Genomic DNA, 22,970 nt, shown 5'->3' with positions numbered 1-22,970 from the left:
CCGCGCCCCCAGGGGTGCGGCGCTTCAGCATGCCCACGGCAAGCGCTGCTCCGATGGCGTTACGCATCCATAAATCACGTATTTCAATCACTTGACCGGTAACCGACGCGATCCTACTGTGTCCCCACCACAGGGATCCGTTTCGGCCAGTCGCCGCCCTGTCGGAACCTACGCATTCCTGCCCCGCCGGGCCGACGCGAGAACCGCCACACATCCCTTCCCCTACTCCTCGACGGAGTCCTGCGATGACGCAGACCCAATCGGGAGCGGCGTTCGAGCCGCCGACCACGGTGCACGGCGCCGAAGGAACCATGGAGCCGGCCCCCGGAGCCCCGGTGCGCTCTACCGCCGCTTTCGTCTTCACCCTCATCGCACTGCTCTGGCCGCTGGAGGTGCTCGGCCTCTCCTACAGCCTGCTGACCCCCGCGGTGACCGAGATCGCGACCCGTTACCAGACTCAGCAGGTCGGCTGGGTGTTCACGTCGCTGACCCTGGTGGGCGCCGTGGCCGGGCCGGTCATGAGCAAGTACGGAGACATCCACGGCAAGAAGAAGGTCATGCTGGTCGGGGCGCTCGGCGGCATCGCCGGCGGTCTCATCGCCGCCCTTGCCCCGAACTTTCCGACGCTTCTGGTCGGCCGCTCCCTGCAGGGCCTGATGCTGCCGCTGGCCACACTCTCCTACTCGCTGATGCGCGACATCCTGCCGAAGCGCTGGATCGCCTTCGCAGCCAGCCTCACCGTCGGCGGCACGGGCGTGGTGACGATCAGCGCGCCCTTCATCGCCGGCTACTTCGTGGACGAGCACGGGTTCCGCTCGGTGTTCTGGCTGCTCGTCGCGCTCTCTGTCATCGCCTTCCTGGGACTGCTGGCCGTTCCCGAGTCCAAGGTGCGCACGCGCTCCCGGCTGGACTGGACCGGTGTGATCCTCCTCGGCGCCGGCGTGGCCCTCGTGCTGGTGGGCCTCAGCGAGGCCTCCACGTGGACCTGGTCGTCTCCCAAGACGCTGGGCTGCATCTTCGGCGGCCTTGCGGTGCTGCTGGTGTGGGTGATCGTGGAGCGCAGGACTCGCGAACCTCTGGTCGACCTGAAGCTGGTCTCCCGGCGCCCGGTGCTCACGACCATCGTTGTGGCGGGACTCGCCTATGGTGCGGTCGGTGCGTACACCACCGTCCTTCCGATGATGGCCATGACGCTCCGTGCACTGGGCGGCGATTACGGCTTCGGATCGACCGCCATGCAGTTGACGCTGTTCACCGTGCCCGCCGGCATCGCCACGTGTGTACCGAGCTTCATCGTGGGGCTGTACATGCGCCGCATCGGTGCCCGGCTCCCGGCCATCGCAGGCTCCCTGATCATGGCCGCGGGCGCCACATACACGGCGTTCTCGCACAGCGAGAAGTGGCAGATCCTTCTCGGCTTCACCGTGCTCGCGGCAGGCGCGAGCCTGGCCTACGCGGCGGTGCCGAACCTGGTCATCGAGGCCACGCCCGTGGACCAGCAGGCCATCACCGCGGGCATGACCGGTCTCCTGCAGACGCTGGGCTCCACCGTGGCGGTCCAGATCGTCTACGTGATCCTTCTGCAGAACGTCGGACAGCTCGTCCAGGGCAGCCCGATCTACACCGGCAGGGGCTACACCGTGGCGTACCTCGCGTGCGCCGGTTTCGCCCTCGTGGCCATGCTCGTGGGGCTACTCATCCCCCACGGACGGCCCAGGTCCCGGCGGGATCCCTCCCAAGCCTGAGAAATCTGGCACTCAGGTGGCGCGGGATCGGCGGCTGCGGCAGCTCCGGTCCCGCGCCACGGCCGTATTCTGAGGTACTTCCCGCTGAGTAATAATGACGTATCTGGATATCGTCATGGATAACCGGATTGCCCGATCTTCCCGGCCGGCAGAAGCGAAGTGCGAAATGGATCAAAGCACAGCCGAGCGCGAGCGGGTCCACCGCCACCTTGATCTTCTGCGCGCTGCAGCAGGATTCGGGAGCTCGTTGGATGCCGCACGGACTGCTGAGGATCTCGCCACGCTGCTGGTCACCGGCTCAGACTTCGCGGACGTGGCCATGGTGGACGTCGCCCAGGCCGTGCTCGAGGGCGACGCGCTGCCGACCGCAGTCCGGTTCGGCGGGCTCTGTATGCGCAGGCTGGGGGCCGCACAACGCGGAGGAGGGTGGCAGGCCGGGCTTCCCGGAGCAGGAGCCGAGACGCCGACCGTGCCGGATTCGCCCGCCCTCCATGAGCTGCAGCAGGGCCGCCCCGTACTGATCAACGACCTCGGACTGCTGAGAGCCAACCTCGGCGGGGATTCCGACCTCATCCGATCGGTGCTCCCCGAACACGCGCAGTCAGGGCTGAGTGTGGCCCTGTGTGCCCGGGGTCTGCTGCTCGGGGGCGTCACCGTGTGGCGTCACGGCCCGGCTGCGCCCTTCGACGAAGACGACGCCGTCGTGTTCGAGCAGATCGCCTGCCTCACCGCACTGAGCCTCGACAACGCCCGTCGCGCCCTCCGGGAAGAACGGGCTGCCGTAGCGCTGCAGAGCAGCCTTCTGCCCCCTGCTCTGTTCGAGAACACCGCGGCAGAGACCGTCGGGATGTACATACCCGCGGCCACAGGCGCAGGGGTCGGCGGCGACTGGTTCGACGTCATCACCTTGCCCTCCGTGCGCACGGCCTTCGTCATCGGTGACGTGGTCGGCCACGGTATCTACGCCTCGGCAGCCATGGGCAGACTGCGCACGGCCGTCCAGACACTGGCCGACATGGAACTGGAGCCCGACGAGCTGCTCGCCTGCCTGGACGATCTGGTCGCCCGGCTGGACCGACAGCGCGAAGAACAGTCCGCCCCACAGGGAGAGGTCCTGGGCACGACATGCCTGTATGCGGTGTACGACCCGGGTGAACGCCGCTGCACACTCGCCAGCGCGGGGCATCCACCGCCGGTTCTGGTGAAACCGGACGGTACAGCTCAGCTCGTGGACATCGTTCCCGGCCCACCTCTCGGTATCGGCGGCATGCCTTTCGAGCCCGTCGAAATCGACCTCGAGCCGGGAAGCGTACTCGTGCTGTACACCGATGGCCTGTTGGGCTTCCCGTCAGGCGACATCGAAGCCGGCATGGGGCAGCTGCGGCGCGTGCTGCAATCCGAAGTACACGCCGATCGTGGCCTGGAGGACACGGGCCACCGCGTCATGGCCGAGCTTGTCGGCGCCCCTTGCGTGGACGACGCCACCGCGCTGTTCATCCGTACCCGGGCAGTCCCGTCGCAGGACATGGCGGTCCGTGTGTTTCCTGCCGATCCGTCGGTCGTCGCGGACGCACGGGAATGGGCCAGCCGGCAGCTGGCCGCCTGGCAACTCGAGGAGATGGCCTTCACGACCGAACTGGTGGTGAGCGAGCTCGTCACCAACGCCATCCGGTATGCGGGCGGGCCGGTCGGGCTGCGCCTGATCCGCGACAGTGCCCTCGTCTGCGAGGTCTCGGATCCGAGCAACACCCACCCGCGGCTTCGCCGGGCCCACGACATGGACGAGGGCGGGCGGGGGCTCTTCCTCGTCGCTCAACTCACGGACCGGTGGGGCAGCCGGTACACCCGCTCGGGAAAGACCATCTGGACCGAACAACCGTTGGTTCCACCGTTCTGACGCCGGATCGGCCTCACCCGGCCGATCCGCCGGCCCGGCCGACTCACACGTTGCGCCGGTATTGGCCGCCCACCTCGAAGAACGCCTCGGTGATTTCCTGCAGGGAGCAGCCGCGGGCCGCGTCCATGAGGACCGCGAAGACAATGTCCCGGGCGGTGGCGGCCTGCTTGAGAGCCGCCAGGGCCGACTGCGCCTGCGTTTGGTGGCTGGACTGATACTCGCGTACGCGCTGGAGCTGAGAGACCTTCTCCTGCTCGGTGGCGCGGGCCAGTTCGACGACGGTGGCCTCCTGGGCAACCGCATAGGGATTGCGGAAGGTGTTGACCCCGATGATGGGCAGCGTGCCGTCGTGCTTGCGTTGCTCGTACAGCAATACGGCCGCGCTGGTAGCCCGTCTCCATGGCGCCGAGGACACCGCCGCGCTCGCTGATCCGCTCGAACTCGGTGAGGACGGCCTCCTCGACCAGATCGGTGAGCTCGTCAATGATGAACGAGCCCTGCAGCGGGTTCTCGTTCATGGCCAGACCCCACTCGCGGTTGATGATGAGCTGGATGGCGAGGGCCCGGCGGACGGAGTCCTCGGTGGGGGTGGTGACGGCCTCGTCGTAGGCGTTGGTGTGCAGGCTGTTGCAGTTGTCGTAGATCGCGATGAGTGCCTGCAGGGTGGTACGGATATCGTTGACGTCCATCTCCTGTGCGTGCAGGGACCGGCCCGAGGTCTGGATGTGGTACTTCGGCTTCTGGCTGCACTCGTTGTCCGCGTACCGGTCGCGCATCGCCACGGCCCAGATCCGGCGGGCGACCCGGCCGAGCACCGTGTACTCGGAGTCCATGCCGTTGGAGAAGAAGAACGACAGGTTGGGTGCGAAGTCGTCGATGTCCATGCCGCGGGCCAGGTAGGCCTCGACGTAGGTGAAGCCGTTGGCCAGGGTGAAGGCGAGCTGGCTGATGGGATTCGCGCCGGCTTCGGCGATGTGGTAGCCGGAGATCGACACCCGTCGGTGCGCAGCCGGCGGACCAGTTCGTCGGTGAGCGAGGACTTGCCGGAGCCGCCGGTGCCGGTGATGCCGAGGACGGGCACCTTGCGCTCGGAAGCTGCCGCGTGCACCGCGTGCAGCACCGGGTCAGGCACGGTGCTGGCGGTCAGGCCGGTGACCAGGCGGGCGAGTGCGGATCGTCACCGCCCAGCACCGCCGCGATGTTCCTCGATCATCGAGTTGATCATTCCGGCGAGCCCGAGCCGCAGACGGAGCTGATGGCCACGCCTTGGGCGTCTTCCTCCAGCGCGGCATCCACCACCTCCTTGACCAACCGGTTGTGCCCGAGGTGGATCACTTCGGCGCCCTGCGACTGCAGGATGCGCCGCATGATGTTGATCGCGGCGTCGTGCCCGTCGAAGAGGCTGGAGGCGATCACGAAGCGGACGGGGTGCTGGGGTCGGTACAGCTCCGCAGAAGCACCCTGGGATGGCGCGGTCGTCGTTGCAGGGGTGGACAAGGGGAGCCTCCGAGGAGACACGTGCGGGGGCCTGCACGGGGCGCAGGCAGAAGGGCGAAGGTGATCGGTCGAATCTCGTGCGCCGGAAGCATTCCGGTCAGGTGCGCCCGCGGTGCGAGCCCTCCAGGAACTGGCGCATCGCCGCCCGGACTTCCGGGCGGGCGGCGGCGTCGGCGATGAACTCGGCCTCGCATTCGAGGTGATTGTGCAGTTCGTCGAGCCGTCCGGCGCGCACCAGCAGCTTGGTCCGGCTCAGCGCGTGGACATGGCCCGTCGCCAGGGAATGGGCCAGTTCCTCGGTGGCGGAGGGCAGGTCCTCCTCGTCGACGACCCGGTTGAACAGCCCCCATTGCTCGGCCTCGGTGGGACGCACAACGCGGTTGGTGAACGTCAGGTCGAGTGCCCTGCGTTCGCCCACAAGCCGGGGCAGGAACCAGGAGGCCCCGCAGTCGGGGGTGAGGCCGAGGGCCGTGTAGGCCAGGCGCAGCTTCGCCGAGCGCGCCGCCACCACCAGGTCGGCGCTCAGTGCCAGGCCCACTCCTCCGCCTGCGACGGCGCCGCGGATTTCCGCGATGACGGGGACGGACAGCCCCACGAGTCCGAGGACGGCGGCGTGTGCGGCGCCGGCGACCGCCGTGACGTACGGGCCGATGTCATCCCCTTGTGCTACGAAGGCCTTCAGGTCGCCGCCGACGCTGAAGTTGCGGCCCTCGGCCCGCAGCAGCACGGCGCCTACGCCGCCGCGGCCCGGCTCGTTCGTCCATTCCACGATCTGTTCCACGGCGCGCCGCAGGGCGGTGACGAAGTCGAGGTCGAAGGCGTTGCCCGTCTCCGCGGACGCCAGTACGAGGCGGACGACGGCACCGTCGCGTTCCACCCGGACGGGAGATGTTGACGAGGCGAGTTGCTCGCCGGACGGTTGCGTTCGGGTTGTCATCGCGTTCCCTTTCCGCTCAGGGCCTTGTCTCGCTGGCGTGCCAGCTCTCTGCGGCCGAGCACCATGCGGTGCACCTCGTCCGGGCCGTCGGCGAAACGCAGGCCGCGCGCCTGGGCCCACAGCATCGCCAGCGGCAGGTCCTGGGCCATGCCGGCCGCGCCATGCAGCTGGATCGCCCGGTCGATGACCCACTCGGCGGTCTGCGGTGCGGCGATCTTGATGGCCGATATCTGGGTGCGGGCCTCGCGGGCTCCCATCTCGTCGATGAGCCAGGCCGCTCGGAGGACCATCAGGCGCAGCTGATCGATGCGTACCCGGGCCTCGGCGAGCCAGCTCAATACCTCGCCCTGCTCCGTCAGGGGGCGTCCGAAGGCGGTTCTCTCTTCGGCGCGGGCACACATCAGCTCCAGTGCCCGCTCGGCCATCCCCACCAGTCGCATGCAGTGGTGGATGCGTCCGGGTCCCAGCCGTGCCTGTGCCAGCCGCGCGCCTTCTCCCTCCTGGCCGAGCAGGTGGGTGGCGGGCACGCGTACGTTCTCGAAGGCCACTTCGGCGTGGCCGCCGTGGGCCGCGTCGGTGAAACCGAACACGGACAGGCCGCGCACCACGTGGACGCCTTCGGTGTCCGTGGGGACGAGGAGGATGCTCTGGCGGTGGCGTGGTTCGGCGTCGGAGTCGGTGACGGCCAGGACGACGAGGAGTTCGCATTCGGGGGCAAGGGCGCCCGTGGCCCACCACTTGCGCCCGTTGAGGACGTACTGGTCTCCTTCGCGGCGCGCTGTGAGCTGCATGTTGGAGGCGTCCGAGGACGCGACACCCGGCTCGGTCATGCAGTATGCGGAGCGGATGCGCGCCTCGAGGAGCGGCTCCAGCCAGCGCTTCTTCTGCTCGTCGGTGGCGAACATGGCCAGCAGTTCCATGTTGCCGGTATCCGGGGCCGCGCAGTTCAGCGCTTCCGGGGCGACCTGGGGGCTCCAGCCGGTGATCTCGGCCAGGGGAGCGTACTGCAGGTTGGACAAGCCGGCGCCGAGCGGTGAGTGCGGCAGAAAGAGGTTCCACAGTCCCCGGCGTTGTGCCTCGTCGCGCAGCTCGGCCATGACCGGCGGGCGTCCCCAGCCGGAGGCGGGTGCACCGGGGTGTTCGCGGGAGTCGGCGACGAAGTGGGGTTCCGCGAAGTGGGGTTCGGACGGGATGACGTGTGTGGCCATGAAGTCGGTGAGGTTCTTGCGGAGTTCCTCGGTGTGCTTGTCGAAGGAGAAGTCCATCTCGGTGTCCATTCGTGTGCCGGCGCCAGGCAGCGTGGGCGGTCGCAGGTGGGGTCAGCTGTGAAGGTGGGTGAGACCGCGCTCGACGAGCTGGGGCACCATCGCGCCGATCGCTTCGAAGCCCTCGCCGACGGTCAGGCCCTGCTGATGGCGGAAGTGGATGCCTTCGAGGATCACGGCGAGCTTGTAGTGGGCGAAGGCCATGTACCAGTCGAGGGCGTCCAGCTTCAGACCGCTGCGCTGTGCGTAGCGGTCGGCGAGTTCCTCCCAGGAGGGGAAGGCCGGATGCAGGCCGGGGGTTCCGGCGATCGGGTTGTCGATACCTGCCCAGCCGATCCAGTAGAGGTGGAACAGGCCCAGGTCGGCGAGCGGGTCGCCGAGGGTGGCCATCTCCCAGTCCAGTACGGCGTTCGGGCGTTCGGGGTGGCCGGGTTCGAAGATGGCGTTGTCGAGCCGGTAGTCGCCGTGGACCAGGCTGTGCCGCTGGGTTGTGGGCAGGTGGCGGGCCAGTCCGTCGGCCAGTTCCCCGAAGCCGGCCACGGCACGGCAGGTGGAGGCTTCCAACTGCCTTTTCCAGCGGCTGACTTGGCGTTCCAGATATCCCTCGGGGCGGCCGAAGCCGACAAGGTCCACTTCGGTGGGCGACACGTTGTGCAGGTCGGCGAGCGTGTCGACGAACCCGTGGGCCAACGTGCGGGCGGTGGGGCCGTTCAGTGTGGCGAGGTCGTCCTCGGTGCGCAGGACCAGGCCGTCGACCAACTCCATGACGTAGAAGGGCGCGCCCACAACGTCCGTGTCGTCGCATACGGCGATCATGAGAGGGACCGGGACGTCGGTGGGGCCGAGTGCGGTGAGCACGCGTGCCTCACGCAGCATGTCGTGCGCGGTCTGCAGGACGTGGCCGAGCGGCGGGCGGCGCAGCACCCAGCGCAGGGGGCCCCAGTCGATGCGGTAGGTGAGGTTGGAACGGCCACCGGACAGCAGCGAGACGTGCATTGCTTCGGGCGGGGGTGTCCACGGCCCGGCAGCACGAGTCAGGAACTGCGCGAGCCGCTCACAGTCCACGCCGGGAATTGCCTGGCTGGTCGGTGCGGGCTGGGTCATGTGCTTCGGCTCCTTGCTGCGCTGAGGGCGTGCGGAGACAGTCGGGCCGTGCCCCGTGCCGTGACGTGTCCCTCGGTGTTGGCCACCAGCAGGTCGACGTCGGTCGGTGTGGTGCCGTCCGGTTGCTGTTCTCCGGCTCGGGTCACGGTGACCGTCAGCCTGTCGCCGATCCGGACCGGGGCGGTGAAGCGGATGCGATAGGCCTGAACGGATCCGGGCCCGGTGACCTCCTCGAGCACACGTCCCGCCCAGGCCATGGAGAGCATGCCGTGCGCGATCACATCGTCAAGTCCTGCCGCCATGGCTGCATCGATGTCGATGTGGACGGGGTTGTGGTCTCCGGATGCCCCGGCATACAGGGCAAGGTCGGTGCGGGTGACCGGAGGCAGGGTGAAGGTCACCAGCGGGGCGACAGCCGCCTCGGCGGTGTTGCGGCCTGCGGTCGGTGCTGTTGCGTCGGTCATCGGCCCTCCTCCACAGCGGGAGCCGTAGGGCGTACGACAGCGAGCGTGGTGCTCAGGTCGGCGACCACTCGCCCGTGTTCGTCCGTCACGTGCGTCTCGCGTACGACGAACTGCAGCGCCCCGCCCGACTTGGCGATCACGTCCGTGATGCGGGAGGTGAAGGCCAGCCGCTGGCCGGACCAGGCGGGCTGGTGGTGGACGAAGGACTGCTCGGCGTGCAGGACGGTGGCCAGGTCCACCTCCATGTCTGTCAGCCATCCCCAGGGGTCGGGGCGGTCCATCTCCAGGCAGAACAGGAACGTCGGCGGCACGAGCAGCCCGGGGCGGGACGCTGCCCGGGCCGCCTCTTCGTCGATGTACTCGGGTCGCCGCTCGCCGATGGCGTGGGCGAATTGCCGCAGCCGGCCCGCCTCCACAAGGGCCGTGTGTGGCGGGGTGCAGGTGCCGATGACGGACGGGTTGATGAGCGGGGTGGGCGACGGCTTGGCCGTCCCGATGGTGGCAGGAGTGCTCACGTGAAGCTCCTCAGCAGAAGTGCGTCGCCCTGGCCGCCGCCTCCGCACAGGGCGGCCGCTCCGGTTCCGCCGCCCCTGCGTCGCAGTTCGAGGGCGAGGGACAGTACGAGGCGGGCGCCGCTCATGCCCACGGGGTGCCCCAGGGCGATGGCGCCACCGTTGACGTTCACCTGGTCGGGGTCGACGCCGAGTTCGCGGGTTGAGTGGATCGCGACGCCGGCGAATGCCTCGTTGATCTCCAGCAGGTCGAGATCGGACGGCTTGAGGGAGCCGTCGCGTGCGAGCGCGTCGCGGACGGCGTTCGCGGGCTGGGCCAGCAGCGAGGGGTCGGGGCCCGCCACCGTGCCGTATGCCCCGATCTCGGCAAGCGGTTCGGCCCCGATTCGCTCGGCGTACTCCCGGCTGGTGACGACGAGTGCACAGGCACCGTCGGAGAGCTGGGAGGAGGAGCCGGCCGTGATGGTGCCGTCCGGCGCGAAAGCGGGCCGCAGCCGTGCGAGGGATTCGGCGGTGGTGTCCGCGCGGATCCCCTCGTCGGTTTCGACGGTCACCTCTGCGCGGCGTGCCGGCACGGTCAGCGGCACGATCTCGTCGGCGAAGTGGCCGGTCTGGGCCGCCTTCGCGGCCAGTTGGTGCGAGCGGGCCGCGAAGGCGTCCTGTTCCTCCCGCGAGATGCCCAGGCTGGTCTGGTGGGCCTCGGTGGCCGCACCCATCGAGATCCCGTCGAAGGCGCACACCAGCGCATCGGCGTCGAGGGCGTCCACCGCTGTCGCCGTGCCGTAGCGGTAGCCCGTGCGGGCGCCGGGCAGCAGATGGGGGGCCTGGGTCATCGACTCCATGCCCCCGCAGACGACAACGTCGTGGTGTCCGGCCGAGACCATGAGGTCCGCGAGCGCGACCGCGTGCAGTCCGGACAGGCACAGCTTGTTGACGGTGGTGGCGGGCACGCTCATGGGCAGCCCGGCGCAGGCTGCGGCCTGTCGCGCCGGGTTGGGTCCCGCGCCAGCCTGCACGACGGTGCCCATGACCACCGCGTCGACGTCGTCCGAGGCGATTTCGGCGCGCTGCACCGCACCGGCGATGGCCGCGGCGCCGAGACGGGGGGCGGGCAGCGCGGACAGGGCACCGAGCAGCTTGCCGATCGGGGTGCGTGCCCCGCCGATGATGACGGATCCCGGCATGGTGATGTCGCTCCTTGAGGGTGTGTGGGCAGACGTTTTCAGATGACGAGCCCGCCGCTGGCGATGACGACCTGACCGGTGATGTAGTCGGACTCCGGGATGGTGAAGAGGTACACCGCGTTGGCGGCGTCCTGGGGCGTGCCCGCGCGCCCCAGCGGGATGCCGGCCTCCATGGCGCCGCGCAGCTCGTCGCCGATGCCGACCTTGATGTCGCGGCCCATGACGTCGATGGTGGCGCCGGTGCCTGCGGGCGCCTCGGTGAGCCGGGTGGCGATCAGCCCGAAGGCGACCGCGTTGACAGTGACTTGGTAGCGGCCCCACTCCTTGGCGAGCGTCTTGGTCAGCCCGACGACACCGGCCTTGCCGGAGGCGTAGCCGGCCTGTCCGATGTTGCCGCCGAGTCCGGCGACCGAGCTGACGTTGACGACCTTGCGGACGGTGCGCTCCCCCGCCTCGGCATCGTGCTTGGCGGCCTCGCGGAAGGCGCCGGTGGCGGCCCGCAGGATGCGGAACGGTGCGCGCAGGTGGACGTCGAGCATGGCGTCGAACTGCTCGTCGGTGGTCTTGTGGACCACGGAGTCCCAGGTGTAGCCGGCGTTGTTGACGATGATGTCGAGTCGGCCGTAAGTGTCCTGCGCCGCCTTGACGAAGCGGTCGCCGAAGTCCGGTTCGGTCACGCTGCCCGGGAAGGCGGCGGCCTCGATGCCGTCCTTCTCCAGCAGGGCGACCGTTTCCTCGGCGGGTTCCCGGTCAAGGTCGTTGACGAGTACTCGGGCTCCGTCGGAGCCGAGCTTGCGGGCGATCTCCCGTCCGATTCCGCGGCCCGCTCCGGTGATCAGAGCGACCTTGCCTGCCAGCTTCGTCATAGCGGCCTTCCATGAGGGTTGATCACGACGTGCATGCATCGCCGTCTGGTCGAGGGGAATGCTGGCCCGGATGCGTTGGCGTCGGGCCCGGGACGAGGTGGTGGCCCACCCGCGCGGCTGGTTTGACCTCCCGCTCCAACCGCGCGGGTGGGCGGCTTATCAGCGGTAGGCCTCCGCCGGCCATTCCTGCAGTGCGTGCTGCAGGGCATTGAGCGCCCGGAGGGCGGCGGAGCCGTCCATGGCGCGGTGGTCGAAGGTCAGGCCGAGCCGGGCGACCGGGCGGATGGCGATGTATTCCTCGCCGTTGTCGCCTGTGACGGCCACGGGCTGGCGGATCACTGCGGGCACGCCGAGCGAGGCCACCTGCGGGCGGGTGAGGATCGGCGTGGAGGTCACACCGCCGACGCTGCCGGAGTTGCTGATGGTGATGGTGCCGCCCTGCAGGTCGGCCGCGGTCAGGCGGCGGTCCCTGGTGCGCTGGGCGAGGTCCGTGATGGTCTCGGCCATGCCGTCCAGGCTGAGGCGTTGGGCGTCGCGCATCACCGGGACGTAGAGCCCGGCCTCCACGTCCACCGCTATGCCCAGGTTCACCGTCCGCCAGCGAAGCAGGTGGGTGTCGGTGAAGGTGGCGTTGATGTCGGGGTGTTCACCGATCACCGCTACCAGGGCGCGGGCGATGAACGGCAGGTAGCTGAGCTTGTCCCGGCCCTGGCGTGCCCGGTCGACGTTCACCGCGGCGCGGGCGGCGGCCAGGTGTGTGAAGTCCACGTCGACCTGGGCGGTGAGCTGCGGCGCGGTGCTCACCGAGGCCACCATGTGGGCGGCGATCGCCTTGCGGGTCGGGGTGAGCGGCACCTCCTCGCAGGGGATGGCCTCGTAGCCGTCGGGGCGCGGGGTGGCGGTGGCGGGCTGGGCCGAAGGCGTCGGCGGAGCCGGGGGTGCGGTCGCAGGTGCTTGCTCGGCGGGGGCCGGCGGTGTCTTCGGTGTGGCGGCGGCCTCCAGATGAGCGCGGACGTCATTGCGGGTGACGCGGCCGCCGCGGCCGGTGCCGCGCACGGCCCGCAGGTCCATGCCTGCTTCCTTGGCCATGCGGCGCACCAACGGTGAAGTGGGTGGCGCCGCATGGTCGGTGGCAGCGGGGTCCGTCACGTAACGCAGGGCATTGGTGAGGACGAGCGACAGCCCGTCGAGGTCCTGGCGTGCCGTGACGGCGGGCACCGGCGGGGCGCCGGACGGTGCCGGGTGAGGCTCGTGCGTCTGCTGTGCCGGCTCGGGGTGCTGCTGTGGTGGGGCGGGTGCAGGCGCCGCGTGTGCAGGCTCTGCGGGCGCGGGCGCCGCCGGTACCTGCGGCTCGCCCCCGAGCGCGGCGGTGATCTCCGCGTCGCTTGCATCGAGCGGGGCGAACCGAGCGATCAGTTCGCCGACGGGCACCTCCTGGTCGGGGTGCGCGAGGATCTCCACCAGGGTGCCCTCTTGGGGGGAGGCGACTTCCGTTTCCACCTTGTCCGTCGACACGTCCAACAAGGGTTCGTCGAGGGCCACTTTGTCACCCGGCCCCTTGTGCCAGGTGGTGATGACAGCCCGCTCGACGGAACCCATATGGGGCAGGCGGATTTCGATCAGCGTCGTCATATCAAGTCTCCGGCGGCTCGGCGGGTGGTCAGACATCCCATGGCGTTGGGTGTCAAGTTGTGGCGAGGTTGGCGTGGCGCGCCCATGCGGTGGCTTCGTCGCAGTGGGTGCCGGTTTTGAGGCATCCGTGGAGGATGCCGACGAGGCGGTTGCCGACCTGTCGCAGGGCGGGGTTGTACTCGAGGTCGCGGGCGCGCTGCTTGTCGTAGTAGCGGCGGGCTCCGGGTGAGTTCTGCAGAGCGCAGAACGCTTGTCGTTGGAGGGCGTCGGCGAGGCGGTTGTTGCTGACGTAGCGGGCCTGGACGGCGTGGATTTTGCCGGAGGCCCGGGTGATCGGGCTGGTGCCGGCGTAGTTCTTGCGGGCTTTTGCGGACACGTAGCGGGTGGGGTCGCCGCCGAACTCGGCCGGCACCCGGGCACCAATGATCTCGCCGATGCCTGGCATCGACAGGTGGATCTCAGCGTCCGGGTGCGCGAGAAGATGTGCCCTCACCTGCCCTTCCAGGGCGTCTATCTGGTCGTTCAGTGCGATCAACAGCCGGGTGTGTGAGGCCACGACGGCCGCGTAGGCGTCGGCAGCCGGGGCCGCGACGTCCAGCTGCGGCTGGCGCAGTGTGGTCTGGAGCGCGGCGGCCTTCTGGTCCCGGTTGCGACGCCGGTGCCTCGCGAGGACAGCGGTGATCTGCTGCTTCGTCAGCTTCGCCGCCTGCGCGGGTGCGGGTGCCTTGACCAGCAGTTCCAGGGCGTCCGTACTCGTCAGCTCCAGTCCTGCGTAGGCGGTGAGCGCACCGGGGAAGTACTCACGCAGCGTGCTGCGCAGCCGCTGGAAGGTACGGGTGCGCTCCCAGACCAGCGTCTGGTGGGCCCGGGCGACGACCTTGACGGCCTGGGCGTGCTCGCTGTCCCCGGCGATCGGCCACAGCTGAGCGCGGTCGATGCGGACCATGTCGGCCAGCGCGTGTGCATCACCCCTGTCGCTCTTCGCCCCGGAGGTGCCGTAACGTTCCTTGAACCGGGCCGCCTGTCGGGGGTTGACGGCATAGACCTGATAGCCGGTCGCGAGCAGAGCCTGCACCCACGGGCCTTGGTCGGTCTCGATCCCGACCACCACCTGCCCCGGCCCCAGGCCATCGCCACCGTGCCGGGCGATCAGGGCATGCAGCTTTGCGATGCCCTCGACCCCCTCCGGCAGACGGGCAGCCCCGAGCTTGCGGCCCGAACCGTCCTGAACCTCGACATCATGGTGGCCTTCGGCCCAGTCCTCGCCGATGAACAGCACCCGCTTCTCCAACCTCTTGACGTGCATCGCGTGCGTGGCCTGCGGAAGACACAGCTCGCGCCCTCATGGATCCAGTGCTCACGCTCATCAGCCCGGCGGGCACGCCATCCCATCAGCCGTCCGGCCTCCCGGCCGACCAGCAGGGGCACGGTCTGACCACAGAGCTCGAACAGTTCCGGTGCGGGCAGTGCTCACCTGCTGGCGGCCACTCATCGAGTCTCACTCACGACCCGATGAACCCCATTAGGTGCGGGCGAGCCGTCGGGCCGCCTCGGCTATGTCGTCCACGCTGGGGAAGCAGTGCTGCTCCAGGTGGCGGCTGGCCGGGATGGGGGCGTCCACGGCGCCGAGGCGCATGATCGGTGCGTCGAGGTGCCAGAAGCAGCGCTCCTGAATGGCGGCGGCGATCTCCGCTCCCGGGCCGGCGGTGCGCGGCGCCTCGTGCACGATGAGCGCCCGGTGGGTGCGCAGTACCGATGTGGTCACGGTATCCAGGTCAAGCGGGACGAGGGTACGCAGGTCCACGATCTCCAGCTCGATGCCCTGACCGGCCAGGGTCTCGGCTGCCTCCAGGGCCCGCCGGGTCATACAGCCGTAGGTGATGACCGTCGCCGATGTGCCGGTGCGCCGTACGGCGGCCTGACCCAGCGGGATGATCTCGTCGGGGTCGGTGGAGACCGGGCCGCGGATCCAGTCGAGCTGCTTGCTCGGGTAGTACAGGACGGGGTTGGGGTCGCGGATGGCCGCCTTCAGCAGCGCCTTGGCGTCCCAGGCGTCGGACGGGACGACGACTTTCAGGCCGGGGAAGTGCATGCCCAGCATCTCCATGGATCCGGAGTGCTCGGGCCCCGCGCCGCCGCTCGGGCCGATCGGCATGATGATCACTGCGGGCAGTTCGAACTGGCCGCCGTGCATGTGCCGCCACTTGCCGAGCTTCTGGAAGATCTCGTCGCCGGCGATGAGGGAGAAGTCGGCGAAGCCCATCTGGACCACCGGGCGCATGCCGGTCATCGCGGCACCGGCGGCGCAGCCGACCATGAATGCCTCGGTGATGCTGGTGTCGAGGACCCGCTCGTAGCCGAATTCGTCGACCATGCCGCGGGTTCCGCCGAAGAAGCCGCCCATGCGCAGGTCCTGGCCCATGCAGAAGACCGTCGTGTCGCGTCGCATCTCCTCGACGAGGGCCTCGCCCTGCGCCGCCTGATAGGTGATCACATGCGTGCTCTGGCACGCCGGTTCGGGTCCGCCGACGGCGGGCGCGTTCTCGGTGAGCGTCGTCATACGAACACGTCCTTCGTGATGATCTGGGGGTCGGGGAGGTCCGCCGCCTCGGCGCGTTGCAGTTCTTCCGCCACTTCCGCCGCCGCGTCCGCGACGATCTTGTCCGCGGTCTCTGCGTGGTCGTCTCCGAGGTAATTGAGGAGCACTTCCAGCGGGTCTTGGTAGTCCTTGAGGAAGTCCGCGGGCCGGTACTGCTGGGCGTCGCCCTCCCAGTGGCCGCCGACCCGCGTGACCTTCGCCTCGATCAGCGTGGGGCCTTCTCCGGCACGGGCCCGTTCGACCGCCTCCGCCGTCACCCGATGGACCTCGACGGCGTCGTGCCCGTCGACGACGACGCCGGGGATACCGTAGGCGGAGGCACGGTCGGCCACGTTCGGGGTGGGGCTGACGTCGTCGAACCGGGTGGAGACCGAGAGGCCGTTGTTCTCGCAGAAGTAGACGAGGGGCAGCTTCCACGAGGCGGCTTGGATCAGCGTTTCGTGGAAGGTCCCGCGGTGCGAGGTTCCGTCGCCGAAGTCAGCGAGGGCGACCTGGTCGGTGCCGCGCATCTTGGCCGACAGGGCAGCTCCGGCGGCGAGCGGGTAGACGCTGCCGAGTGTCGCGCCCTCGCCCATGATGCCCAGCGCCGGGTCGGCCCAGTGCGGCACGCCCGCCCCCTTGCCGCCGGTGGAGCCGGTGACCCGGCCCAGCAGGTCACCGATGATCGGCTGGAGGCCCATGCCCTTGGCCAGCGGCCAGGTTGCACCCCGCCCCTGGTAGAAGAGGTAATCGTCCGTGCGCAGTGCGGCACAGGCGCCGGCAACCGCACCCTCCTGGCCCTTGCCCGGATGCCAGAACCCGGCGAAGCCGTGGTCTCGGATGTGCAGGGCGAGGGCGTCCTCCAGGGCGCGCGCCCGGGCGACTGTGGTGAACATCGTCAGCAGCAGTTCGGGGTCGGCCTGGACGTTGGTGGGCCGTCGCTTCCTGGGCGCCATACCGCCTCCTTGCGGGATGGGGTGCGGGGCGGCCCCGGCCAGCGGGGTTCGGTGTCGCACCGGGACGGGAATGCGAGAAAAAGGTTGTCGGGGGCTTGCGGGGTGCGTGCGCGGCTGAGCAGCGAGGTGTTGCCGCCCGGCCCTGCTGCGGGGGCAGGGACAGGGGCCCAAGCGGCGGCTCCGCTCGCCCGGCGCGACACGACATTAAGCCGATCAGTCGATCGAATCAATTGTTTGAAACAAATTGATTCCCGAAGCGGTCCGCCGCATCCTGGTCCGGCTAGGCTCATCACCCGAGAACAACTGACTGGCGAAACAGCCGAGAGCAGCGAGGGACCGGGCGTGGCTGAACACAAGGGACGCCGTAAGAGTCCCCGCGACGGAGAGGCGACCCGCGAGGCCCTCATGGACGCGGCCGGGCGTCTCTTCGCCGAGCAGGGCGTGGAGGCCGTCTCGGTGCGCGCGATCAACGCCGCGGCAGGCCTGGCACCGGCAGCCGTGCACTATCACTTCGGGATGAAAGAGGCCCTGCTGGAGGCCGTCCTGCTACGGCGTGGCCGGGCCGTCGTGGCCGACATCAGCGCCCGCTGCGACGCACTGCTCGCCGAGGAGGGGCGCCCTGACCCCCGGGACATCCTCGACGGGGGCTTGACCCTGGATCGTGGACACCGGTTGTCATGCGGCGGTGGTCAGGGTAGCTGATCGTTGTTCGTAGGCGATCGGGCTGGTCTGCCCGATGCCGGAGTGTCTTCTCCTGGTGTTGTAGCGGGTGGCCCATCGGAAGACCCGCGAGACGGGCCTCTCGTGCTCCTGACCAGCGTCTCCTGCCCTGGAGTGTTTCGCGTTTCATGGTCGCGTCGAACGATTCGGCGGCGGCGTTGTTTGCGCTCGTACGCACCGCGCCGCGCGATCTGATCACACCGAGATCCGCGCAGACCTTCGCGAACTCCTGCGAGGCACGTTGTCCGGCCAGCACCCGGCGTTCCCCCGCCCGCTGGACCGCCCGGCTATCGGCCCGGTGTTCACCGCTGAGTCCAATGAACGTTTCGACAGAGTATGGGAACGAAAGCCGGGCAGGCCCCGTTCTCATCACTCCGCTGTCTGAACCAGATGAGAAGAACCGGCGCCCAGCTTCTTGCCAGGAACGGGACGGCGCCCCCGGTTTCCGCTGACTACTTCTGCCTTGCCCCGTGGGGCAAGGCAGAAGACTCCGGGCCAACATCGCTTGACCTATGCCGAGATGGCGAAGTTCAGAGAACACGTCAACACCCTCCTGATGCAGCAGGTCCTGGCGGACCCGAGGTGGGCGGACAAGCTCACCGACGCGGACCGCCGGGGCTTGTCACCGCTGTTCTGGACGCATGTGAATCCGTACGGACGGTTCGGCTCGACATGAACAGCCGTCTCGATCTCGGCCCCGCCGCGCCCATCCCCGGCCAGCGGACGGATGAACCGCAGCCCGCAGCCTCCAGGTGAAGCGCCGACGACGCGGCGGGGTGGTCGAAGCCGACTGCCGTGGCTTCGACCACCCCCGAGCTCCAGCTACGGCGGGGCCGACGCCAAGCCGGCTGCCGACGTCGATGGTCGGCTGGCGGGGCCGGCCGCCCATCGACCAGGCGGTGCCGATTCAGGACCGGGGGCTTTTCAGGCTCCGTGCGGTGAGTCCGATGAGCGTTGTTCTTCTTGCAGGGGAGCCTCCCAGGTGGCGGTAATGTCGTGGGCGACATCGCGTAGGAGGTCGATCAGCATGTCTGCGAGTGGTGTGAGGCTGGCGTCGGTTTTGGTCAGGGCGTAGAGCTGGCGGTAGGGCCTGGGGTGGGCCAGTTCGCGATGGGTGGTGCCGGGCGCATGGGTCAGGGCCAGGCGCGATACCAGAGCCACAGCGCTGCCTGTGCCGACGAGGGCCTGGACAACGTCGTAGGACTCGGTCTCGAACCGCACGGTGGGAGTGAAGCCGGCCTCGCGGGCAGCGTCGTGGAACTGTTCGCGGGCGGCGTGGCCGGCCAGGATGGAAACCCACGATTCGTCGCGCAGTTGTTTTAGGCGCAGTTCGGTGTCCGCGGGCTGCCCGGTGGCCAGTGGGTGGTCGTCGGGGAGAACCACGACCATCGGGTCCAGCAGGAGCGGGTGGGCGCGTAGGTGCGGGGGCGGCGCGAGCGGTGTGCCCCAGGACGCGACGATGGCGAGGTCCAGGCGCCCTGCGCTGATCTCGTCCGCTCCGCGTCCGGACACCACGTCTACGACGGAGACGTCGGCGCCCGGATGGCGGTGCCGCAGGGCCGTCAGGGCGGGTGGCAGCAGGTGCAGGGCAGCCGCCTGGAACGTTCCGATCCGCAGCCGTAGGGAGAGGTGACCGAGCAGTGCGGCCAGTTGCGCCTCGGCCTTGTCCGACGCCTCCTCCACGGTTCGACCGTGGGAGGCGAGCAGCGCACCGGCCGCGGTGAGCGTTGCTCCGCGAGGACCACGGATGACCAGGGGCACCTGCCAGTCGCGCTCGGCCTTGACCACCTGCTGTGTGACCGCCGCGGGCGTGAGCTGGAGGGCGTGAGCCGCCGCCGTCAAGGAGCCGTGCCGCTCGATCAACGCGAGAAGCCGGAGCTGTCCCGGGTCCACCACCATTCAATAATCCTAACGCTGCACCCTTCTCTTTTAACTTCTCTTATAAGTGCGGGAGAGGAAGCCTGGTGGTGCACCCATCGACCGCGATCCCTGGAAGGGTTCTTTCCCCATGCCTACGCATGTGCCCGTCTTCATCGCCACCACATTGCTGCTGGCGATGCTGCCAGGCGCGAGTCAAGCCATGATGATCCGGCAGGTTCTGGAAACCGGGCAACGCACAGTCCGAGGCACGCTCGCGGGCAACGCCACCGGCTTCCTGCTGTGGTCCACGGCCGCCGCGGCCGGGCTGTCCGCTGCCCTGCTGGCCAGCCCGCGCGCGTACGCGGTACTCCGGATCGCAGGGGGCATCGTGCTGATGATCCTCGGGGTGAACACGCTGCGGACCGCGCTCACCACCGCCTCCACCCGTCCGCCCCGCGAGGGCGGGCGCCGCACCGGCTTCGCGGGCGGATACCTCACCGGCCTGAGCACCAACCTCGGCAACCCGAAGGCCGGCGTGTTCGCCGTCTCGGTGCTGCCCCAATTCGTGACGGCCAAGGGCCCGGTGTTCCTGTCGACCGTCGCCCTGGGAGCTCTGTGGGCGCTCGTCAGTGCCTCTTGGTACCTATTGCTCACCTGGGCCGTCGGCCGAGGGCGCGCCTTGGTATCGCGGCCGGCTGTCCTGCGGGGGCTCAGTGTGACGACCGGCGTCGTCCTGCTTGGGCTGGGCGCCGCGGTGGCAGCGGGTGTCTGAGGGCCGGGCTGGTACTTCTTCCAGCAACCGACCGCGCGGGCCATCTGCCGCCCTTGTGTACCGGCAGCCATGAGGTTGCCCTGCACGGCTGATGGCGACGAAGCACACCAAGACGGTCGCCCCGGCTTCACCGCTCACTCAGGCCCGGATAGATCCCACGCGGGAGCGAGGAAGCCGATGACACACGCGATGACACCGGACGGAACCCGCATCGCCTAACAGCTCCAGGGCCAGGGGACGCCGCTGGTCCTGCTGGCGGGCCAGGCCAACAACCACCACTGGTGGGATGCGGTTCGTGCCGACTTCCATCCCGCTCGCAGCACCCTCACTGGGTTCTGGCGGCATCATGATCTGTCGTGCTGCTGCGCCTGGCCTACCTCGCCACGACCAACGCCCTGGCGTTCCTACGCCTCCTGCCGATGAGCGACAAAGACAAGGACATCGAGATCCTCGTCCTCCGGCACCAACTGCTGGTCCTGCAACGCCAGGTCGGCAAGCCGACCTTCACCGACAGCGACCGCGCTGCCCTCGCCAGCCTGCTCCACCACCTTCCCAAAGACAGGCTGCGGCACCTTCTGCTGCTGGTCCGGCCCGACACGGTGTTGCGCTGGCACCGTGAACTGCTCAGGCGGCGCCATGCCGCGACCTGCGTACCCAGACGACGTGGACGCCCACGCACCATCCGGTCGATCCGCGCCCTGGTCCTGCGCCTGGCCAGGGAGAATGTCTCGTGGGGATATCGCCGGATCCACGGCGAACTCGCAGCCCTGGGGATCAAGGTCGCCGCCTCCACCGTCTGGGAGATCCTCCGCGATCATGGCATCCCACCCGCGCCCGAACGGCAGAGCACCACCTGGGCCAACTTCCTCCGCAGCCAGGCCAAAGCTAGGTTGTCACCACCGGCATTCGAGTACCGCGGATGAACTCGCTCATGGAGCGCTGGATACAGACCTGCCGCACAGAACTCCTGGACCGGACCTTGATCTGGAACCAGAGCCACCTCCTCCACGCACTGCGCGAGTACGAGACCTTCTACAACGAACACCGCCCGCACAGGGCACTCGAGCAAGCCGCCCCATGCCGCCCGCTACCCGCACCCATCGCCCAACAAGCCCAGCTCGCCCACCTGAAAATCGACCGACGAGACCGACTCGGCGGAGCGCTCCACGAGTACCAGCACGCGGCCTGAGCTGCGTGGATGATTTATCGGCACTCGCACTGTTCGATGCCATCCTGGCGGATGCGGGGGCACGAGTACCGACATGCTGCGTGACCTGCATGGATGACATTCTCGACAAGGGCAGGGTGCTCGCCGAGATCGGCGACGACCGATCCCGCTTCACCGACGCAAAAGGCCTCAAAGCCTTCGCCGGGGCCGCACCCATCACCCGGGCGTCCGGAAGAAGCGTGACGGTACTCGCCCGCCGGGCCAAAAACCAACGCCTGGCCTCCGCCGGCTACGTCTGGGCCCTCACCGCCTCACCGCGCCCGAGCCCACTACGACCCCCGACGCAAAGCCAAAGAGACCGCCACACCTCCGCCCAGCGCAACCTCTTCAACCGACTGCTCGGATGCCTACACCACTGCCTCACCCACGGCATCCACTACGACGAAGCAACCGCATTTCCCGCACCGACAAACCTTGCCACCGAAGCCGCCGCTTGACAGATCATCCGCATCGGATGTCTTGACCTCCAGTTGCGTCGAGGCTGAGCGGCGTGCTCCGGTCCGTTCTCCCAGGCCACACTGACGCACAATCAGCCAAGTAAAGGAGTCCACCTTTTTCGGCCTCTGCGTCCCGAGTTGCCTGGAGGCTGGCATCGTGACCGGGCGTCGCATATGTACAGTAGACGCCCGGAGTCAGACCCAGCACAGGTCCAAACTCCTCACTGCACGCGCGGGCAGCTCATTAGACAGGAACATGCTTCTCACCAGGCTGGACGCCATTTTCGGCATCCGCAATGTGGTGCCCAGTGGTGACTGCGAAGCCTGGTCGCAGTACTCATGAAACGGGAATCTGGCACCTGCAGAGCCGCCTCAGCTTCCACTGCCACTCACTCCACGGCTGAATCCGTACCCGCGGCGCCGACAAGCCGTCATTCCCCCGCGATGCTTCAACGACGAACAAAAGTGGCTTTGGTCACACTTCGCACCGCTGTAGCGCAGCGTCCGCTTTATCATCGGGCTGCCGGCGCGAACCCCTGGCAGGGGACGCGACCATGCATCTACCTGAAAGGTGGCGCGATGTTGCGCACCATGCTGAAGTCCAAGATTCACCGGGCCACGGTGACCGAGGCCGACCTGCACTATGTGGGATCGGTGACGATCGACGCCGATCTCATGGAGGCGGCCGATCTGCTCCCCGGTGAACTAGTTCACCTCGTGGACATCACCAACGGAGCCCGTCTTGAGACCTACGTCATCGAGGGGCGCCGGGGTTCGGGCGTCGTCGGCATCAATGGGGCGGCGGCACATCTCGTGCATCCGGGCGACCTGGTCATCGTCATCAGCTACGCCCAGGTCGAGGACGCCGTGGCCCGACGCCTGCGCCCACGGATCGTGCACGTGAACGAGGACAACCGCACCGTCGCCCTCGGCTCCGACGCCACCGAGCCGGTACCCGGCACCGGTCGCGGCGAGCGCAGCCCCCACGCGGTCGCTTTGGTTGAGATTACCGGTCGATAGGCCACTCACCGGCCCACTGCTCCCGCTCCAGCAGCTGGTGGTGCGGGTTCAGCGAGGGAGCCGTCCCGGGCCTTCCCCGCCCTGGCCACCTCACCGGGCGCCAGAGCCCCCCGATAGCCGAGACGGAACCAGAGGAGCTCGACGCATCGCCGCCCAACGCAACCAGGCCAACCGCCGACACAGCGAGGTCGGGCAGAGGACCCCACCATGCAGCGCGGGGCAAGACCATCTGGGTCGAACAGCGACGGTCGCGTTCCTGGTTCCACCGACCATGAGTGGCGGTGCCCCTCCTCACC

Annotated in this window: 20 protein-coding genes and 4 pseudogenes; 9 read left to right on the top strand and 15 right to left on the bottom strand. The window is 68.8% G+C overall.

Features of this window, described 5'->3' with window-relative positions; genetic code table 11:
- The first annotated feature begins 245 nt into the window (after positions 1-245).
- Positions 246-1,745, top strand: a complete 1,500-nt coding sequence (locus ACH4U7_RS48915) for an MFS transporter (protein WP_398534217.1) — start codon at positions 246-248, stop codon at positions 1,743-1,745.
- 94 nt (positions 1,746-1,839) lie between these two features.
- A complete protein-coding gene (locus ACH4U7_RS48910; protein WP_398534216.1) occupies positions 1,840-3,642 on the top strand; it encodes a SpoIIE family protein phosphatase in 1,803 nt (600 codons plus the stop codon).
- Between the two features lie 43 nt (positions 3,643-3,685).
- On the opposite strand, the pseudogene ACH4U7_RS48905 reads toward ACH4U7_RS48910, so the two are convergent.
- The 13 genes and pseudogenes from ACH4U7_RS48905 to ACH4U7_RS48845 all read right to left on the bottom strand — a co-directional run.
- A pseudogene (locus ACH4U7_RS48905) lies at positions 3,686-4,637 on the bottom strand (methylmalonyl-CoA mutase family protein); the annotation flags it as partial.
- Between the two features lie 226 nt (positions 4,638-4,863).
- Positions 4,864-5,058 (bottom strand): cobalamin-dependent protein, encoded by a 195-nt coding sequence (locus ACH4U7_RS48900; RefSeq protein WP_398534215.1) that lies wholly within the window; start codon positions 5,056-5,058, stop codon positions 4,864-4,866.
- Between the two features lie 178 nt (positions 5,059-5,236).
- Entirely contained in the window at positions 5,237-6,076 is an 840-nt protein-coding gene (locus tag ACH4U7_RS48895) for an enoyl-CoA hydratase/isomerase family protein (RefSeq protein ID WP_398534214.1), read from the bottom strand.
- Positions 6,073-7,341 (bottom strand): acyl-CoA dehydrogenase family protein, encoded by a 1,269-nt coding sequence (locus ACH4U7_RS48890; protein WP_398534281.1) that lies wholly within the window; start codon positions 7,339-7,341, stop codon positions 6,073-6,075. Before ACH4U7_RS48890 ends, ACH4U7_RS48895 begins: the two co-directional genes overlap by 4 nt.
- 54 nt (positions 7,342-7,395) lie before the next feature.
- Entirely contained in the window at positions 7,396-8,445 is a 1,050-nt protein-coding gene (locus ACH4U7_RS48885) for a phosphotransferase family protein (RefSeq protein WP_398534213.1), read from the bottom strand.
- Positions 8,442-8,909, bottom strand: a complete 468-nt coding sequence (locus tag ACH4U7_RS48880) for a MaoC/PaaZ C-terminal domain-containing protein (RefSeq protein WP_398534212.1) — start codon at positions 8,907-8,909, stop codon at positions 8,442-8,444. The genes ACH4U7_RS48885 and ACH4U7_RS48880 overlap by 4 nt, the downstream gene beginning before the upstream one ends.
- Positions 8,906-9,424 carry a MaoC family dehydratase N-terminal domain-containing protein gene (locus ACH4U7_RS48875; RefSeq protein WP_398534211.1) on the bottom strand — a complete coding sequence of 173 codons (519 nt, stop codon included), beginning with the start codon at positions 9,422-9,424 and terminating at the stop codon, positions 8,906-8,908. Before ACH4U7_RS48875 ends, ACH4U7_RS48880 begins: the two co-directional genes overlap by 4 nt.
- Entirely contained in the window at positions 9,421-10,605 is a 1,185-nt protein-coding gene (locus ACH4U7_RS48870; RefSeq protein WP_398534210.1) for an acetyl-CoA C-acyltransferase, read from the bottom strand. Before ACH4U7_RS48870 ends, ACH4U7_RS48875 begins: the two co-directional genes overlap by 4 nt.
- A gap of 38 nt (positions 10,606-10,643) precedes the next feature.
- Positions 10,644-11,471, bottom strand: a complete 828-nt coding sequence (locus ACH4U7_RS48865; RefSeq protein ID WP_398534209.1) for an SDR family NAD(P)-dependent oxidoreductase — start codon at positions 11,469-11,471, stop codon at positions 10,644-10,646.
- Positions 11,472-11,630: 159 nt separating this feature from the next.
- Positions 11,631-13,103 carry a dihydrolipoamide acetyltransferase family protein gene (locus tag ACH4U7_RS48860; RefSeq protein ID WP_398534208.1) on the bottom strand — a complete coding sequence of 491 codons (1,473 nt, stop codon included), beginning with the start codon at positions 13,101-13,103 and terminating at the stop codon, positions 11,631-11,633.
- 52 nt (positions 13,104-13,155) lie between these two features.
- Positions 13,156-14,382 carry an IS110 family transposase gene (locus ACH4U7_RS48855; RefSeq protein WP_398534280.1) on the bottom strand — a complete coding sequence of 409 codons (1,227 nt, stop codon included), beginning with the start codon at positions 14,380-14,382 and terminating at the stop codon, positions 13,156-13,158.
- A 243-nt stretch (positions 14,383-14,625) separates the two neighbouring features.
- The gene (locus ACH4U7_RS48850; RefSeq protein WP_398534207.1) at positions 14,626-15,663 is read right to left on the bottom strand and encodes an alpha-ketoacid dehydrogenase subunit beta; all 1,038 of its coding nucleotides are present in this window, start codon (positions 15,661-15,663) and stop codon (positions 14,626-14,628) included.
- Positions 15,660-16,637: a thiamine pyrophosphate-dependent dehydrogenase E1 component subunit alpha gene (locus ACH4U7_RS48845; RefSeq protein ID WP_398534206.1), complete on the bottom strand. Its 978-nt coding sequence runs from the start codon at positions 16,635-16,637 to the stop codon at positions 15,660-15,662. Before ACH4U7_RS48845 ends, ACH4U7_RS48850 begins: the two co-directional genes overlap by 4 nt.
- A 342-nt stretch (positions 16,638-16,979) precedes the next feature.
- Here ACH4U7_RS48845 and ACH4U7_RS48840 point away from each other — a divergent pair, with 342 nt between their 5' ends.
- Complete coding sequence (locus ACH4U7_RS48840) at positions 16,980-17,339, top strand: TetR/AcrR family transcriptional regulator (RefSeq protein ID WP_398534205.1); 360 nt, start codon at positions 16,980-16,982, stop codon at positions 17,337-17,339.
- Here the strand turns inward: ACH4U7_RS48840 and ACH4U7_RS48835 are convergent.
- Positions 17,313-17,601: pseudogene (locus ACH4U7_RS48835) on the bottom strand (integrase core domain-containing protein); the annotation flags it as partial. The gene ACH4U7_RS48840 and the pseudogene ACH4U7_RS48835 sit on opposite strands and share 27 nt — an antisense overlap.
- A 276-nt stretch (positions 17,602-17,877) precedes the next feature.
- On the opposite strand from ACH4U7_RS48835, the gene ACH4U7_RS48830 reads away from it, so the two are divergent.
- Positions 17,878-18,033, top strand: a complete 156-nt coding sequence (locus ACH4U7_RS48830; protein ID WP_398534204.1) for a Tn3 family transposase — start codon at positions 17,878-17,880, stop codon at positions 18,031-18,033.
- A gap of 248 nt (positions 18,034-18,281) precedes the next feature.
- Here the strand turns inward: ACH4U7_RS48830 and ACH4U7_RS48825 are convergent, their stop codons facing one another.
- Entirely contained in the window at positions 18,282-19,256 is a 975-nt protein-coding gene (locus ACH4U7_RS48825) for a LysR family transcriptional regulator (protein ID WP_398534203.1), read from the bottom strand.
- 109 nt (positions 19,257-19,365) lie between these two features.
- Between ACH4U7_RS48825 and ACH4U7_RS48820 the strand changes: the two genes are divergently transcribed.
- From ACH4U7_RS48820 to panD, 5 genes and pseudogenes are all read left to right on the top strand, one after another.
- Complete coding sequence (locus ACH4U7_RS48820) at positions 19,366-19,989, top strand: LysE family translocator (protein WP_398534202.1); 624 nt, start codon at positions 19,366-19,368, stop codon at positions 19,987-19,989.
- 177 nt (positions 19,990-20,166) lie between these two features.
- A pseudogene (locus ACH4U7_RS48815) lies at positions 20,167-20,319 on the top strand (alpha/beta hydrolase); the annotation flags it as partial.
- Between the two features lie 26 nt (positions 20,320-20,345).
- Positions 20,346-21,178, top strand: a pseudogene (locus ACH4U7_RS48810) (integrase core domain-containing protein).
- A gap of 89 nt (positions 21,179-21,267) precedes the next feature.
- Positions 21,268-21,654: a transposase gene (locus ACH4U7_RS48805; protein WP_398534201.1), complete on the top strand. Its 387-nt coding sequence runs from the start codon at positions 21,268-21,270 to the stop codon at positions 21,652-21,654.
- A 579-nt stretch (positions 21,655-22,233) separates the two neighbouring features.
- The gene (gene panD / locus ACH4U7_RS48800) at positions 22,234-22,674 is read left to right on the top strand and encodes an aspartate 1-decarboxylase (RefSeq protein WP_398534200.1); all 441 of its coding nucleotides are present in this window, start codon (positions 22,234-22,236) and stop codon (positions 22,672-22,674) included.
- Positions 22,675-22,970 lie beyond the last annotated feature (296 nt).

Origin of the sequence: Streptomyces sp. NPDC020845 (genome assembly GCF_044334165.1) — a bacterium.
Lineage (GTDB): Bacteria > Actinomycetota > Actinomycetes > Streptomycetales > Streptomycetaceae > Streptomyces.
This window is presented reverse-complemented; position numbering and strand designations above follow the sequence as displayed.

Coding starts and splice junctions, on each gene's coding strand:
- ACH4U7_RS48915 (WP_398534217.1), top strand. CDS start 246: ATGACGCAGACCCAATCGGGAGCGGCGTTCGAGCCGCCGACCACGGTG.
- ACH4U7_RS48910 (WP_398534216.1), top strand. CDS start 1,840: ATGACGTATCTGGATATCGTCATGGATAACCGGATTGCCCGATCTTCC.
- ACH4U7_RS48895 (WP_398534214.1), bottom strand. CDS start 6,076: ATGACAACCCGAACGCAACCGTCCGGCGAGCAACTCGCCTCGTCAACA.
- ACH4U7_RS48890 (WP_398534281.1), bottom strand. CDS start 7,341: ATGGACTTCTCCTTCGACAAGCACACCGAGGAACTCCGCAAGAACCTC.
- ACH4U7_RS48885 (WP_398534213.1), bottom strand. CDS start 8,445: ATGACCCAGCCCGCACCGACCAGCCAGGCAATTCCCGGCGTGGACTGT.
- ACH4U7_RS48880 (WP_398534212.1), bottom strand. CDS start 8,909: ATGACCGACGCAACAGCACCGACCGCAGGCCGCAACACCGCCGAGGCG.
- ACH4U7_RS48870 (WP_398534210.1), bottom strand. CDS start 10,605: ATGCCGGGATCCGTCATCATCGGCGGGGCACGCACCCCGATCGGCAAG.
- ACH4U7_RS48865 (WP_398534209.1), bottom strand. CDS start 11,471: ATGACGAAGCTGGCAGGCAAGGTCGCTCTGATCACCGGAGCGGGCCGC.
- ACH4U7_RS48860 (WP_398534208.1), bottom strand. CDS start 13,103: ATGACGACGCTGATCGAAATCCGCCTGCCCCATATGGGTTCCGTCGAG.
- ACH4U7_RS48850 (WP_398534207.1), bottom strand. CDS start 15,663: ATGACGACGCTCACCGAGAACGCGCCCGCCGTCGGCGGACCCGAACCG.
- ACH4U7_RS48845 (WP_398534206.1), bottom strand. CDS start 16,637: ATGGCGCCCAGGAAGCGACGGCCCACCAACGTCCAGGCCGACCCCGAA.
- ACH4U7_RS48830 (WP_398534204.1), top strand. CDS start 17,878: ATGGCGAAGTTCAGAGAACACGTCAACACCCTCCTGATGCAGCAGGTC.
- ACH4U7_RS48825 (WP_398534203.1), bottom strand. CDS start 19,256: ATGGTGGTGGACCCGGGACAGCTCCGGCTTCTCGCGTTGATCGAGCGG.
- ACH4U7_RS48820 (WP_398534202.1), top strand. CDS start 19,366: ATGCCTACGCATGTGCCCGTCTTCATCGCCACCACATTGCTGCTGGCG.
- ACH4U7_RS48805 (WP_398534201.1), top strand. CDS start 21,268: ATGGATGACATTCTCGACAAGGGCAGGGTGCTCGCCGAGATCGGCGAC.
- panD (WP_398534200.1), top strand. CDS start 22,234: ATGTTGCGCACCATGCTGAAGTCCAAGATTCACCGGGCCACGGTGACC.